The 13878-nt window shown below is 62.3% G+C and carries 13 protein-coding genes, 3 tRNA genes and 1 riboswitch; of the genes, 15 read left to right on the top strand and 1 reads right to left on the bottom strand.

From position 1 onward, the window contains the following. Positions 1–82 precede the first annotated feature (82 nt). The 5 genes from DOM36_RS01800 (at position 83) to egtB (ending at position 2949) form a co-directional block, all read left to right on the top strand. Positions 83–158, top strand: a tRNA-Phe gene (locus tag DOM36_RS01800). Positions 159–165: 7 nt separating this feature from the next. Continuing rightward, positions 166–240 (top strand) — tRNA-Gln (locus tag DOM36_RS01795). A 20-nt stretch (positions 241–260) separates the two neighbouring features. Next, positions 261–336, top strand: a tRNA-Thr gene (locus tag DOM36_RS01790). 157 nt (positions 337–493) lie between these two features. Further along, positions 494–1105, top strand: coding sequence for a LysE family translocator (locus DOM36_RS01785; RefSeq protein WP_075569150.1), 612 nt, complete (start codon positions 494–496; stop codon positions 1103–1105). Positions 1106–1647: 542 nt separating this feature from the next. Further along, entirely contained in the window at positions 1648–2949 is a 1302-nt protein-coding gene (gene egtB / locus DOM36_RS01780) for an ergothioneine biosynthesis protein EgtB (protein WP_198651162.1), read from the top strand. A gap of 197 nt (positions 2950–3146) precedes the next feature. Here the strand turns inward: egtB and DOM36_RS01775 are convergent, their stop codons facing one another. Beyond that, positions 3147–4073 carry a LysR family transcriptional regulator gene (locus tag DOM36_RS01775; RefSeq protein ID WP_075569152.1) on the bottom strand — a complete coding sequence of 309 codons (927 nt, stop codon included), beginning with the start codon at positions 4071–4073 and terminating at the stop codon, positions 3147–3149. A gap of 252 nt (positions 4074–4325) precedes the next feature. On the opposite strand from DOM36_RS01775, the gene DOM36_RS01770 reads away from it, so the two are divergent. From DOM36_RS01770 to DOM36_RS01725, 10 genes are all read left to right on the top strand, one after another. Next, complete coding sequence (locus DOM36_RS01770) at positions 4326–5405, top strand: 4-oxalomesaconate tautomerase (RefSeq protein WP_110640871.1); 1080 nt, start codon at positions 4326–4328, stop codon at positions 5403–5405. A 47-nt stretch (positions 5406–5452) separates the two neighbouring features. Then, complete coding sequence (locus DOM36_RS01765; RefSeq protein WP_232823695.1) at positions 5453–6562, top strand: tricarboxylate transporter; 1110 nt, start codon at positions 5453–5455, stop codon at positions 6560–6562. A 37-nt stretch (positions 6563–6599) separates the two neighbouring features. Beyond that, positions 6600–8555: a tripartite tricarboxylate transporter permease gene (locus tag DOM36_RS01760; protein WP_110640869.1), complete on the top strand. Its 1956-nt coding sequence runs from the start codon at positions 6600–6602 to the stop codon at positions 8553–8555. A gap of 212 nt (positions 8556–8767) precedes the next feature. Further along, entirely contained in the window at positions 8768–9682 is a 915-nt protein-coding gene (locus DOM36_RS01755; RefSeq protein WP_110640867.1) for an MBL fold metallo-hydrolase, read from the top strand. An 83-nt stretch (positions 9683–9765) separates the two neighbouring features. Then, a riboswitch (Fluoride riboswitch) is annotated at positions 9766–9850 on the top strand. 97 nt (positions 9851–9947) lie between these two features. Beyond that, complete coding sequence (gene crcB / locus DOM36_RS01750; RefSeq protein ID WP_075569156.1) at positions 9948–10349, top strand: fluoride efflux transporter CrcB; 402 nt, start codon at positions 9948–9950, stop codon at positions 10347–10349. Continuing rightward, positions 10346–10681, top strand: a complete 336-nt coding sequence (locus tag DOM36_RS01745; RefSeq protein ID WP_075569157.1) for a DUF190 domain-containing protein — start codon at positions 10346–10348, stop codon at positions 10679–10681. Before crcB ends, DOM36_RS01745 begins: the two co-directional genes overlap by 4 nt. Positions 10682–10776: 95 nt before the next feature. Beyond that, entirely contained in the window at positions 10777–11154 is a 378-nt protein-coding gene (locus tag DOM36_RS01740) for a helix-turn-helix transcriptional regulator (RefSeq protein ID WP_110640865.1), read from the top strand. Between the two features lie 7 nt (positions 11155–11161). Then, positions 11162–11578 (top strand): arsenate reductase (glutaredoxin), encoded by a 417-nt coding sequence (arsC, locus tag DOM36_RS01735; protein WP_110640863.1) that lies wholly within the window; start codon positions 11162–11164, stop codon positions 11576–11578. Beyond that, positions 11571–12323, top strand: a complete 753-nt coding sequence (arsH, locus tag DOM36_RS01730) for an arsenical resistance protein ArsH (RefSeq protein ID WP_110640861.1) — start codon at positions 11571–11573, stop codon at positions 12321–12323. Before arsC ends, arsH begins: the two co-directional genes overlap by 8 nt. Positions 12324–12548: 225 nt before the next feature. Continuing rightward, entirely contained in the window at positions 12549–13859 is a 1311-nt protein-coding gene (locus DOM36_RS01725; RefSeq protein ID WP_110640859.1) for an arsenic transporter, read from the top strand. Positions 13860–13878: the final 19 nt, after the last annotated feature.

Here is a 13878-nt window from a genome sequence, read left to right as displayed (position 1 = left end):
CCGTGAAAGGAACTCATCTTTTTGAAATAAAAAGGCTTGACCCCAAAACGGCTTGCTGGTTAAATGCGTCCCCGTTGGCGAAGGCCAGATAGCTCAGTCGGTAGAGCAGGGGATTGAAAATCCCCGTGTCGGCGGTTCGATTCCGTCTCTGGCCACCATCAATGCTGGGGTATCGCCAAGTGGTAAGGCACCGGTTTTTGGTATCGGCATGCGCAGGTTCGAATCCTGCTACCCCAGCCATCGCTGACGTCTCTATGCTCGCCGACATAGCTCAGTTGGTAGAGCAACTGACTTGTAATCAGTAGGTCCCGGGTTCGACTCCTGGTGTCGGCACCAGAGCTTAGAGATTGTTTTACAAGGCTTTTTTAGCCTTGCAAGAGACCGCCAATTTGGCGGTTTTTTTGTTTTACGTGTGCGTAGATTAAAGCTACAAATGGTCGTGAGATTGTTGCCGCTAGGCTTTGACCATCTACAGTTTCGAATCGCGTGGGCCATGGAAAATATAATTGCTTTTGTCTTCGCCGCTACGCTGCTCACCTTGACCCCAGGGCTCGATACGGCGTTGGTGCTTAGAACGGCTTCGATAGAAGGTCCCGGGCAAGCCGTGAAGGCCGCGCTGGGAATCAATGTCGGTTGTTTTTTATGGGGGGCTGCGGTTGCCTTTGGTCTGGGCGCGATTATTGCCGTCTCGGAATTCGCTTACAGCGTGCTGAAGTATTGCGGTGCTGCTTACCTGTGCTGGCTGGGTTTGAACATGCTGCTTTCGCCTCGCTGCGGCATAGGGCCCGCCGGTGCGCACCCGATTAAGCGTGAAAACTGGTTCCTCAAAGGAGTCTTGGGTAACGCGCTGAATCCAAAGGTAGGTGTCTTCTATGCGTCATTTCTTCCACAGTTTATTCCCCAAGGCAGTTCGTTAATCGTCTGGACGTTTGGACTCGTTGCAATTCACGTGGTTATTGGCTCGGCATGGTCCCTGACTCTTATCGGAGCAACTCGGCCGCTTGACCGCTTTCTTCGTAATGAGCGAGTGGTTCAATGGATGAATAGAACTACTGGTCTGGTGTTTCTGCTATTCGCAGCGCGCTTGGCGTACAGTAAGCGCTGATCTCGGTTATGGTATATGGACGACAGCGCAGATGACATAGTGGCACGTCGCTTGTGTTGGCCAGCGAGGTGCTCGAGTCCTCCATCTTCCGCGAAGAACGATGTCCGTTAGCTCCCGGATTGTCTTATCGATTGCTTTTCACATTGGCCATGCCACGCCGCTTCATGCTTTGCAGGGCGAACGCTCTTCTTTTGTCATCACTCCTTCCTTTAAAGCTCAGTTCGAAAAAGGGTGCCAGTTACTATCGAACGAGCTCGCCAACTCAGTAACTTTTCATCGCCCTAGTTGTGTAGTTTGAATTCACGTCATTGATTTTTTGTTTTTAATGTCGTTTGAAAGAGGTTGCCAAAGCATCTGAGCGCCTGCTTGCCACGCCATAGAGCCTGGCGACCCCCGCGAGCTTGCTCGCGGGGGCTGGAGTGGCTACACCTTGTACGAGCTGCCGAGCATGACGAGCATTCGCCATGACTGATCGTTGTGACCGCTCGAGTGCCAGAGAGAATGACAGCGGCTGGCTGAATCAATACACAGGGGAGTGGCTTATGACATCGACACCGGGTATGGCTATCGAGACGCCCGATAGCGCGCATTTGAAAGATTGGCTACGTGAGTACCAGCGGGTTCGTGACGCCTCCGAGTCGCTTTGTGCACCACTGGAAAAAGAAGATTACATCGTCCAGAGCATGAATGACGTGAGCCCGCCGAAGTGGCATCTGGCGCATGTCAGCTGGTTTTTCGAGGCGTTCCTGCTGACGCCGTTCCTGAAAGATTACCGAACACTCGATCCCGCCTACGACTTCCTGTTCAATTCCTATTATGAAACCTATGGCACCCCGTTCCCGCGGGCCAATCGCGGTTTGATCTCTCGTCCCACCGTGGACGACGTTTACCGTTACCGGGCGCATGTCGACGAGGCCATGAGCGAGTTGCTCACGGGGCCGCCGGCCGAACATGTCGAGGAAATCGAGCGTCGACTCACGCTGGGCCTACACCATGAGCAACAGCATCAGGAGCTGTTGCTGATGGATATCAAGCACATTCTCGCTCAGAACCCGTTGTTCCCCATCTATCGCAACGACCTGGCGCCAGCCCCCGAATGTGCATCCCGCGAGCTCGGGTGGCGTGTCTATCCCGGCGGGGTACGCCAGATCGGCCATGACGAGGCTGGCCAAGGGTTTGCCTACGATCACGAGATGCCTCGGCATCGCCAGTTCGTCGAGGCTTTCGAGATCGCCGATCGGCCCATCACCAATGGCGAGTTTCTGGAATTCATGCGGGCAGGCGGTTATGAAAAGCCGGATTACTGGCTGTCCGAAGGTTGGCAAAGGGTCAAGCAGGAGGGCTGGACGTGTCCGCTCTACTGGCTCGAGCGGGAAGGCATCTGGCATTACTTTACGCTGGGCGGCCTAATGCCCGTGAATCTCGAGGCGCCGGTGTGTCATGTGAGCTATTTCGAAGCCGACGCTTATGCGCATTGGGCCGGAGCCCGGCTGCCGACGGAGGCCGAGTGGGAAGTGGTTGCAGAAGGCCTGGCGCCCCGGCAGGGCAATTTCGTTGAGCAGGATCACTTGCAGCCAACCGTGGCTGGCGCGTCGGCTGAATCGGGGCAGATGTTCGGCGACGTTTGGGAATGGACGGGCAGCGCCTATCGACCGTACCCGGGATTCAAGAAGCTGGCGGGCAGTCTGGGGGAATACAACGGCAAGTTCATGTCCGGCCAGATGGTGCTGCGTGGCGGTTGCTGCGCCACACCGCAGGATCATATTCGCACCACCTACCGTAACTTCTTTCCTCCGAGCGCTCGCTGGGCATTTTCCGGTTTCCGTCTGGCACGGGAGGCGTGAATGGGGGCGTGTCGCCGAACCGGGTGACGGCGTGAGTCTGCAGGTTCGCCTATTGGTCGGACGATCCGACCGATGGCTACCCGTGCCTCGAGATTTTGCGTGATTTCCTGTCGCACCCAATGGATGCCGTCGTCATATCACCGCTTGGCGGCGGTCACCGCTTCCAAGCCCATCAGGTCGTGCCGATATCTGGATCATCACAAGTTGATTGGCCCGGCGCCGCCCTCGGCGCCACTCTTGTCCCAATGTCTCAGCAGCGTTTCGACGAAGCGTTCCGCGGCCGGGGAGAGCGCGCTGTCCCGACGTCGCACCATGCCCAGGGTCCGTTTCACCAGCGGCTCGACCAGGGGGCGCTGGACCAGCAGCGGGTGCTCCTGATCGGGCATCGACAACCTGGGGACCGCCGCGACGCCCAGTCCGGCCTCGACCATGCCGAGCGAGGTCGACAGGTGCTGGACTTCGTAGAACCAGGTCGGTCGCTGGGTCAGCGACGAGAGTTCATGGTCCAGCAGCATCCGATTGCCGCTCATCTTTCCGACACCGATCAGTTTGTGCGTGCTGAGCTCGCTCCAGGTGATGCTGTCATGCGCCGCCAGCGGGTGGTCGTGCCGGCACACCAGCACGAAGGGTTCCACCACCAACGGCGTGAAGAGGATATCGGGATGGTGCCCGCTGAGCATGTTGATGCCGAATTCCGCCTCGCCGCTGAGCACGGCACCGAGCCCGTCGTTCGCGCTCAGGTCGAGAAGGCGAATGCGGATATTGGGATAGCGGGCGTTGTACTCCCGGATGACCGCCGGCAGGAAATAGAACGCGGCGGTGGGAATGCAGGCCAGCGTGATCTGGCCGATCCGGTTCTCGGCCAGGGCGCGAATGTTGAACAGCGCATGGTCGAACTCATCCACCAGGCGTTTGGCCTGGGGGAAGAAGTCCCGCCCCACGGTGGTGAGCGACACGCTGCGAGTCGTGCGTGCCAATAGCGGCGTTCCCAGAATGGATTCCAGCTTCTTGATGCGCCGGCTCAGGGCCGGCTGGGAGAGATTGAGCGACTGCGCCGCCGCCTGGAAGCTCTCCAGTTCCGCGACCTTGAGGAACGCCTGGATCTGCTGCAGCTCATAGTTCATGGCTTAAAACTCATGGTTCATGGCTCAAAACTTATAGTTCATTGGTCTAATGCCACCTTGATCGGCGCCTCGGGAAAGCTCATCGCCTGACTCCGTTTTTTCATGACTATCAATGGCTTGACTCTCCTGAGCCTATTGATGTGTTTGATGCATTAATCGTCACGATAATTGCATTGGATCGCTCGATACAAGCATGCGAGTTTGCCCTCCACCAGTGGCCGCGGGTCGGCCGAAACGTGGAAGGAACGATCTATGCAAGCCATTCCCTGCGTGCTGATGCGCGGTGGTACATCGAAGGGCCCGGTATTTCTGGGTAGCGATCTGCCCCGGGATCCTGCCCGGCGCGACGAGATGCTGCTGGCGCTGATGGGGTCGGGCAACGAGCTGGAGGTGGACGGCATCGGCGGCGGTTATCCGCAGACCAGCAAGGTCGCCATCGTGTCGCCCTCGTCGGAGCCCGGCATCGACGTGGATTACCTGTTCGTCCAGGTCATGGTCGAACAGCGACGCGTGGATACCTCTCCCAACTGCGGCAACATGCTGAGCGCTGTCGGCCCCTTCGCCATAGAACAGGGACTGGTGGCGGCCCAGGGCAACGTCACGCGGGTCACGATCCGCAACGTCAACACCCAGAGCGTCATCGACGCCGATATCCAGACGCCGGACGGACGGGTCACTTACGTCGGCGAGACGCATATCGATGGTGTCCCCGGCACGGCCGCGCCGGTGTTGCTGGAGTTTCGCAACGCCGTGGGAGCGAAGACCGGCGAGCTCTATCCCACCGGCCATCCACGAGACGTCATCGACGGCGTCGAGGTGACCTGCATCGACGCCGCCATGCCCATGGTTCTGATGCGGGCGGCGGACTTCGGCAAGCGGGGTGACGAGTCGCCGGCCGAACTCGACGGGGATCGCGAGCTGATGGCGAGGCTGGAGTCGATCCGGCGACAGGCCGGGATCGCCATGGGTCTGGGCGATGTCGCCGACAAGGTGATTCCCAAACCTGTCCTGATCAGTGCACCGCAAGCGGGCGGTGTTATGCAGGTTCGGTATTTCATGCCGCATCGTTGTCATCGCGCGCTCGCCATCACCGGTGGCGTGGGTCTCGCCGTGGCATGCGTCGACGGTCGCGGGATCACCGACGGTCTCGCCAGCGTGTCGGACGACAGCGGACTGATGGAGCTCGAGCATCCGAGCGGCCGGTTGGGCGTCGTCAGCCATTGGCCCGCGGGGCAGCAGTGGCCGCGCTGCTCGCTGGTGCGTACCGCTCGCCGGCTGTTCAGCGGCTCGGTATTCGTCCCGGAAACGCTGGAGTTGGATGCCGCCGGCTGAGGACGTCGGACACACCATTCAATACAACACCAAGAGAAGGAGAGGATATGCACGCCAAGCCGAAACTCTCGCGAATGCCTTGCCGGCGCTGGTGGATCGCCTGTGCGCTGGCGCTGTTACCGCTATTCGCCGAAGCCGACGATGCCCAGCCCACGCCCGACACGCTGACCTGGACGGTGCCGTTCGGGGTCGGCGGGGGCACCGATGTCTGGGCGCGCTTCATGTCGCACTGGATGGCGCAGTCGCTGCCCTCGCATCCCGCCATCGTCATCGACAACGTACCTGGGGGCGGTTCGATCACCGGTACCAATCTCTTCTATACCCGCGCTCAGCCCAATGGCGAGGAGATGCTGGTCACTTCGGCCTCCACCCAGTTCCCGGCCATGCTCAAGGATCCGCGGGTCCGCTTCGATTACGCCAAGTGGACTCCGATCATTGCCGCGCCCACCGGTGGCGTGGTCTACGTCCAGCCGCGTTTCGGCCAGGAGACCGGCGAGATCCTCGCCAATCTGCGCGAGGAGCCGACGAAGTTCGCGATGCAGACGCCGACCGGGCTCGAGATGCCGGTGATGCTGGCATTCGACATGCTGGGCCTGGCGGTCGAGCCGGTCTTCGGCATGCGCAGTCGTGGCGAGGGGCGCCTGGCGTTCGAGCGCGGGGAAGCCGGGGTCGATTTCCAGACCACCTCGGCCTACTTCAGCAGCGTCACGCCGCTGGTCGAATCCGGACAGGCCGTGCCGCTCTTTTCGCTGGGCGTGATGAACGAAGAGGGCGTGATCGTGCGTGACCCCGCCTTCCCCGATCTGCCCACGTTCTCGGAACTCTATCTGGCCCAGCCCGGCGCCAGCCGAGACGACGTCGCCTACGAGGTCTTCCACAAGTTCTTCGCCTCCGGCTACGCCCTGCAGAAGCTGCTGCTGGTACCCAAGCAGGTCGACGCCAAGCTGTTGGCGGGCTATCGCGCCGGTGCCAAGGCCCTTACGACGAACGAGGACTTTCTGGCCGCCGCGCGTCGGCAGGTCGGGCCATACGAGCCGGTCGTGGGAGAGGTCGCCGCCAGGCAGCTGGCGTCCGCGATGGAACTCAGCGATGCCCGTCGGCAATGGGTCGTCGACTGGCTCAAGGATCGTTATGGCGTGCGGGTCGTGACGCGTTAACGGGATCGTCGTCGAGACGGTATGAGGAGACAACACAATGATGGAAGCCTTGGTCGCAAGTCTGGGCGAGGTATTCAGCGCCTCGCATCTGGTCTACATGGGCCTGGGGGTGATGATCGGTCTGCTGGTCGGCATCATCCCCGGGTTGGGGGGTATCGCCGGCATGGCGCTGCTGCTGCCGTTTCTCTACGGCATGGAGCCGGGGTTGGCGCTGGGCATGCTGATGGGCATGGTCGCGGTGATCCCCACGGGAGACACGTTCACCTCGGTGCTGATGGGAATTCCGGGTTCGAGCGCCTCCCAGGCCACCGTGATGGATGGCTTTCCGCTGGCCAAGAAGGGGCAGGCGGCGCGGGCGCTGGCCAGTGCCTTCCTGTCATCGCTGTGCGGCGGCGTCATCGGCGCCATCGTGCTGACCGGGTTCATCCTGGTCGCGCGGCCGCTGGTGCTGGCGTTCTCGTCGGCGGAGCTGTTCGTGCTGACGCTGCTGGGGCTGGCCATGGTCGCGGTGCTCTCCGGCGACAGCCTGTTCAAGGGCATGGCCGCCTGCGGTCTGGGGTTGCTGGCCGGGGCGATCGGGACGGCGCCGGCGACCGGCGAGTTTCGCCTTAACCTGGGCGTCGAGTATCTGTTCGACGGCATCCCGCTGATCGTCGTGGGGCTGGCGATCTTCGCGTTGCCGGAGATCGTCGATCTGCTCATCCGGCGCGGCAGCATCGCCCGGGAGCAGACCTCGCTGGGGCACGGATGGCGCCAGGGCATTCGGGACGTCGTCGACAATCGCGGCCTGGTCGCCAAGTGCGCCGGCATGGGGAGCCTCATCGGCACCATTCCCGGGCTTGCCGGCTCGGTCGTCGACTGGCTCACCTATGCGTTCGCATCGAAGACGGCCAAGGGCGAGAAGCATTTTGGCCAGGGCGACATTCGCGGCGTCATCGCGCCGGAATCGGCCAACAATGCCTGTGCCTGCGGGGCCATGGTGCCGACGCTGCTGTTCGGCGTGCCGGGGTCGGGCACGGCGGCGATTTTTCTGGGCGGGCTGCTGCTGCTGGGACTCGAGCCCGGGGTGAGCATGATCACCACTCATCTGGATCTGACTTACACCATCATCTGGTCGCTGGCACTGGCCAATATCCTCGGTGCCGCGCTGTGCCTGATGCTGGCGCGTCCGGTCGCCCAGCTCACGCGCATCCCCTTCGTGCTGCTGGCGCCGGTGATCACCACGCTGATTCTGTTCGCCGCCTTTCAGGCCACCCGTTCGCTGGGAGACTGGTACACGCTGATTGCCGTCGGCGCGATCGGACTGCTGTTCAAGCAGGCCGGCTGGTCTCGTCCCGCTTTCCTGATCGGCTTCGTCCTCGCACCGGGTGCCGAGACCTACTTCTACCAGAGCGTTCAGTTCCACGGCATGGCGGCGTTTCTTCGCCCCGGTGTCATCATCATCCTGACATTGATCGCGCTGGCGTTTGCCTTCCCGCTAATCAAGCGGTTGCTCCAGCGCCGGCAGCAGCCGCTGGCGGTGGGTGCCGATGTCAACCGTCAGACGGCCGATATACCGGTCCCGACCTTCGGCAAGATCGATCTGGTACTGGTCGTGGGGTTGCTCGCACTGGCGGCTGGTGCCTGGTACGACGTCAGCGGCATGTCGATGATCGGCGGCATCTTCCCGATGCTGGCCATCGCGATCATGGGCACCGGCGCGTTGCTGGCCGGTGCCCAGGCGTGGAAGGGGCAGGCGAGCTGGGTCAGCCAGCCCATCGGCCAGCCGCTGGTCTGGCTCGGCGGACTGCTGGCCCTGGTTGTCGTCGCCTCGCTACTCGGTTTCATCAGCACCGCGTTCCTCATGACACTGGGCTTCATCCGGTTCGTCGCCAGGGCACGCTGGTCGACGGCGGCGCTGATCGCCATCGGTATCGGCGCCTTCCTGCTGGGTATGCAGGCGCTACTGAACCTGCACTATCCCAAGGGTTGGCTGGACGCGACGTTGTTCTAGCTTCCCGCGCGTCTGGACCTCACATGCCTCAGGAAAAGAATGCTGGAACCCGGACGGCACCGACGACACCGGTGCCGTTTTTTGGCCTCGAGAGCGACTGTGCCGCCGAAGGTATGACCGCAGGCGCCAAACCGGCCTTGGTGTTTAAAATCGATATAACGTTATAACTGTTTAGGCGTTACTCTAGGGGGATGCTTTCCCAAGGAGCCGTCATGAATACCTTCGCTCTCTCCCGAGGTGATGCGCACAGAGATCGACCCGATGTCGCCGGTTTTTTCGATCCCCGCACCTTCAGCATCCAGTACGTGGTGTCTGATCCTGCCACTCGCCGCTGCGTGATCATCGACCCGGTGCTCGATTTTGACGAGAAGGCCGGCGCCACCGCCACGCTGCAGGCCGACGCGCTGCTGGAATATATCGAGCGCGAAGGGCTCATGGTCGACTGGATTCTGGATACTCATCCCCACGCGGATCACTTCTCCGCTGCGCGCTATCTGCATGACAGGACCGGCGCCCCCACCGCCATTGGCCGGCCGGTCACGCAGGTGCAGGCGCTATGGAAGGCCATCTACAATTGGCCGAAGCTGCAGGACGATGGCAGCCAGTGGGACCATCTGTTCGGCGAGGGGGACACCTTCAGGCTGGGCGAGATCGATTGCCGCGTGATGCACTCCCCGGGCCATACGCTGGCTTCGATCACCTACGTGATCGGCGATGCGGCCTTCGTTCACGACACCCTGTTCCAGCCCGATTTCGGCACCGCCCGCGCCGACTTTCCCGGCGGGAGCGCGCACCAGCTATGGCACTCGATCCAGGCGATCCTGGCGCTGCCCGATAATACGCGCCTGTTCACCGGTCACGACTACATGCCGGGCGATCGCGAACCACAGTGGGAAAGCACCGTGCGCGAGCAGCGCGAGACCAACAAGCATCGCCTGAATGAGAGCAGCGAGGCCGAGTTTGTCGCGCTGCGCCACAAGCGTGATCGCGAACTGCCGATGCCGAAGCTGATCCTGCATGCGCTGCAGGTCAATATCCTCGGCGGCCGTCTGCCCGAGCCGGAGAGCAACGGCAGGCGTTATCTCAAGATTCCGCTCGACGCCCTGGAAGGCGCGGCGTGGGAGTGAGAGGGCGCCACTCTGCGCATCAATCGGGCAGCGTGGCGTACCGGGACGGCCAGTGGCGCGGCCGGCGCGTTCGGTGCTAAGGTCTTGCCGTGGGAGATGGCATTCCTCCCGAGCGGCTTTCCCGATCGCTCGAACCACCGTCTATCGGTTAATGATGCCTGCGAGGCGCTTCGGTCGAGGCGTGTCAGCAGGTGTCCGTCTTTCCTGGCTGGCTCGTCTCCTCGAGCGGATCATTTCACGAAATGGATTTATCGAGGACGTTGGTATGTGGTTGTCCGTACTGTCGATCGGGGCCGGTGCCGCGATCGGCGCGAACCTGCGCTGGCTGTTGGGCGTGTGGCTCAACGCCCTGTTTCCGGCGATTCCCCCCGGTACCCTGGTGGCGAACCTGCTGGGGGCGTGGCTGATAGGCATCGGCATCGCGTTTTTCGCGCAATTGCCCTCTTTGTCGCCGGAGCTCCGGCTGTTCGTGATCACCGGTTTCCTGGGTGCGCTGACCACCTTTTCCACCTTCTCCGCCGAGATGTTCGGCAACATTCAGGCGGAACGTTACGGGATGGCGCTGCTGGGCATCGGCATTCATGTGGTGGGCTCGCTCGTCATGACCGGACTGGGCTTTTTGACCTACGGCGTCATCCAGAACCTGCTGGGAGGATCGCAACAATGAATCGGCTCAAGAGCGGTTACGAGGTGATATTCATCGTGCCCGAATCACGCCGCCACGACGGCAAGCGTGTCTACGACTGGATCGTCGAGACGGCAAAGAGCCTGGGCATCGGCCGGATGACCCAGCGCGGCGACGTCGAGGGGACCGGGGCGGATGGCAAGCTCCATTCCGCTCATTTCTTCGACCTGGCCGACCAGCCCATCGAGCTGATGTACGCGATGGACGAGGAGACGGCGGAGCGCTTCGTGACGGCCGTCGAGGCAACGGGGGCGCCGGTCTTCTGTATCTGCCGGCCCGTTCACTTCGGTCAGTTGAACGACAATAGCGGCTGAGATCGGTGCAACCGGGGGCTCCTGAGGGAGCCAATTCCGTTGGATCTCCCTCCAATGCCATTGCCAGGGTTTGATATGTCTTATATTCTGGACATATGGACATATATGCCGTTACCCAAAGCTTTGCCGCCCTGTCCCAGGAGACGCGGCTCGAGGCCTACCGGCTGCTCGTGCGCCACGAGCCCGAGGGGCTGCCCGCCGGCGAGGTGGCGCGTCAGCTCGACGTGCCGCACAACACCATGTCGGCCCATCTCTCGGTGCTGGCGCGGGCGGGGTGGGTCGTCTCCCGGCGGCAGAGCCGGTCGATCATCTATCGCGCCGATCTTTCCCACATGAGAGAGACGATCCAGTTCCTGGTGCGTGACTGCTGCGCCGGGCATCCGGAGGTCTGTGAACCGTTCCTGTCTGCGCTGGGTGGCTGCGCCGCTGAAGACGGGCAGGGCGGCGAACGGAACCTCGAAGACAAACCGTGAGGGCGTCATGAAACCGTTGATCTATCACAACCCCGCCTGTGGCACATCGCGCAACACGCTGGCGATGATCGAGGCCTCCGGCGAGATGCCGGACGTGATCGAATACCTGAACACGCCGCCCACCCGTGAGCGCCTGGTCGAGCTGATCTCGATGATGGGCATCACGCCGCGAGCGCTGCTGCGCCGCAAGGGCACGCCGTTCGAGGAACTCGGCCTGGACGATCCGGCCCTGAGCGATGACCGGTTGATCGACGCGATGATGGCGCATCCGATCCTGATCAACCGGCCGATCGTGGTCACCGACAAGGGGGCCCGGCTGTGCCGGCCTTCGGAGCGCGTGCTGGCGCTGCTGGCCAACCCGGTGGCGACGTTCACCAAGGAAGACGGCGAGGTCGTGCGGGCCGATGAGGCCGGGCATGAGTGATAAAGACCTGAGTGCGATGAGCGATTCGGCCGATGCCGACGATCTGCCCAATATCGATCCGGAGAAACTGCAGCCGATCGATATCGATGCGCTGGTGGGAACCGACGCGCCGCGTCATCCGCCGAAGATCCTGGTGCTCTACGGCTCCCTGCGGGAGCGCTCCTTCTCGCGGCTCGTCTCCGAGGAAGCGGGCCGACTGCTGCGCTGGTACGGCTGCGAGGTGCGCACCTTCAACCCTTCGGGCCTGCCGCTGCCGGACGACGCCGAGGCGGAACACCCCAAGGTGCAGGAGCTGCGCGACCTGGCCGAATGGTCCGACGGCATGCTATGGGTCAGCCCGGAGCGTCACGGCGCCATGACCGGGGTCATGAAGGCGCAGATCGACTGGATCCCGCTGTCGCTGGGCGGCGTTCGCCCTACCCAGGGCAAGACGCTGGCGGTGATGGAAGTCTCCGGCGGCAGCCAGAGCTTCAACGCGGTCAATCAGTTGCGGATTCTGGGGCGCTGGATGCGGATGATCACCATCCCCAACCAGTCCTCCGTACCCAGGGCATTCACCGAGTTCGACGACGCCGGACGCATGAAGCCGTCGCCGCTCTACATGCGCATCGTCGATGTCTGCGAGGAACTGGTGAAGTTCACCTGGCTGACGCGAGGACGTTCGGCCTATCTTACCGATCGCTATTCCGAGCGGGTCGAGAGTGCGGAAGCACTCTCGCGTCGCGTCAATCAAGGCACTCACTAGGCTCTGTACGAAAACTGCCTGCACTCGGCAATACGGCGTTAAAAACCGGCTCAAGATGCTCATTTACACCCTGTAAACTCCGCGCTTTCGCCGATTTTTGCCTTGTCTTGCCTTCGCTCGCCGACTTTTCGTACAAACCCTAGAACGTACTGGCTAAACGTACTCACTCAACGTACTCGCTAAACGTACGCACTAAAGAGTACTCACTGAACGCAGGGGCATTCGATGCTGGCACTGGCTATTTTCGTCGTCACCCTGGTCCTGGTGATCTGGCAGCCCAAGGGCCTGGGGATCGGCTGGAGCGCGCTCGGCGGGGCGCTGGTGGCACTGCTGGCGGGCGTGGTGCAGTTGTCCGACGTCGGCGTGGTGTGGGATATCGTGTGGGATGCGACGTTCACCTTCGTGGCCTTGATCGTCATCTCGCTGATTCTCGACGAGGCGGGGTTCTTCGCCTGGGCGGCACTGCACGTCGCTCGCTGGGGCAACGGTCGCGGGCATCTGCTGTTTCCGCTGATCGTGGTGCTGGGGGCGGTGATCGCGGCGTTCTTCGCCAACGACGGCGCGGCGCTGCTGCTGACGCCGATCGTGATCGCGATCCTGCTGCGGCTGGACTTCTCTCCGCCGGCGGCGCTGGCCTTCATCATCGCCACCGGATTCGTTGCCGACACCACCAGCCTGCCGTTGATCATCTCCAACCTGGTCAATATTGTCAGCGCCAACTATTTCAATATCGGCTTCGATCGCTATGCGGCGGTCATGGTGCCGGTCAACCTGGTCTCGCTGGTGGCGACGCTGGCCGTGCTGTGGATCGCCTTCGGCCGTCGGATTCCCAGACGCTATTCGGTGGCGGAGCTCGATGCGCCGCGCTCGGCGATTGTCGACCCGCTGGTCTTCCGCGCCGCTTTTCCGCTGCTGACGGTGCTGCTCGTCGCCTATTTCGTCACCGCGCCGCTGGGCATTCCCATCGCTTTCGTGACCGGGGCCGCGGCGATCCTGCTGATGGCGATCGCCGGTCGCTGGTGGCGGGGCGGCAAGGGCGCCGCCGTGTCGGTCACCGCGGCGCTCAAGGGCGCGCCGTGGCAGATCGTGCTGTTCTCCATCGGCATGTACCTGGTGGTCTACGGGCTGGGTAACGCCGGCCTGACCGACTACGGCGCCCGGGCACTGCAGTGGCTGGCAGGGCAGGGCGACTTCGTTGCCACCATCGGCACCGGATTTCTTTCCGCCATCGTTGCCTCGGTGATGAACAACCTGCCCTCGACGCTGGTCGGCGCGCTGGCCATCGACCGGGCCCAGGTGCCGGCGGTGACTCAGGAGCTGATGGTATACGCCAACGTGATCGGCAACGATCTGGGGCCGAAATTCACCCCCATCGGCAGCCTCGCAACGCTGCTGTGGCTGCACGTACTGGCCGGCAAGGGCTACAGGATTGGCTGGGGGCAGTACATGAAGATCGGACTTTTGATCACGCCGCCGGTGCTGCTGGCGACGCTCGTCGCGCTGGCGGTGTGGCTGCCAATGTTACCTGCAGGTTGAAGAATATCGTTTCCCGACC

Source organism: Salinicola sp. CPA57 (assembly GCF_003206035.1).
Classification (GTDB): Bacteria; Pseudomonadota; Gammaproteobacteria; order Pseudomonadales; family Halomonadaceae; genus Salinicola; species Salinicola socius.
Note: the sequence above shows the minus strand (reverse complement) of the source record. Positions and strands in the feature narration are given on the sequence as shown.

What these genes read in the sequence shown, in the direction of transcription:
- DOM36_RS01785 (WP_075569150.1), top strand. Translation starts at nt 494, where the DNA reads ATGGAAAATATAATTGCTTTTGTCTTCGCCGCTACGCTGCTCACCTTG.
- egtB (WP_198651162.1), top strand. Translation starts at nt 1,648, where the DNA reads ATGACATCGACACCGGGTATGGCTATCGAGACGCCCGATAGCGCGCAT.
- DOM36_RS01775 (WP_075569152.1), bottom strand. Translation starts at nt 4,073, where the DNA reads ATGAACTATGAGCTGCAGCAGATCCAGGCGTTCCTCAAGGTCGCGGAA.
- DOM36_RS01770 (WP_110640871.1), top strand. Translation starts at nt 4,326, where the DNA reads ATGCAAGCCATTCCCTGCGTGCTGATGCGCGGTGGTACATCGAAGGGC.
- DOM36_RS01765 (WP_232823695.1), top strand. Translation starts at nt 5,453, where the DNA reads ATGCACGCCAAGCCGAAACTCTCGCGAATGCCTTGCCGGCGCTGGTGG.
- DOM36_RS01760 (WP_110640869.1), top strand. Translation starts at nt 6,600, where the DNA reads ATGATGGAAGCCTTGGTCGCAAGTCTGGGCGAGGTATTCAGCGCCTCG.
- DOM36_RS01755 (WP_110640867.1), top strand. Translation starts at nt 8,768, where the DNA reads ATGAATACCTTCGCTCTCTCCCGAGGTGATGCGCACAGAGATCGACCC.
- crcB (WP_075569156.1), top strand. Translation starts at nt 9,948, where the DNA reads ATGTGGTTGTCCGTACTGTCGATCGGGGCCGGTGCCGCGATCGGCGCG.
- DOM36_RS01745 (WP_075569157.1), top strand. Translation starts at nt 10,346, where the DNA reads ATGAATCGGCTCAAGAGCGGTTACGAGGTGATATTCATCGTGCCCGAA.
- DOM36_RS01740 (WP_110640865.1), top strand. Translation starts at nt 10,777, where the DNA reads ATGGACATATATGCCGTTACCCAAAGCTTTGCCGCCCTGTCCCAGGAG.
- arsC (WP_110640863.1), top strand. Translation starts at nt 11,162, where the DNA reads ATGAAACCGTTGATCTATCACAACCCCGCCTGTGGCACATCGCGCAAC.
- arsH (WP_110640861.1), top strand. Translation starts at nt 11,571, where the DNA reads ATGAGTGATAAAGACCTGAGTGCGATGAGCGATTCGGCCGATGCCGAC.
- DOM36_RS01725 (WP_110640859.1), top strand. Translation starts at nt 12,549, where the DNA reads ATGCTGGCACTGGCTATTTTCGTCGTCACCCTGGTCCTGGTGATCTGG.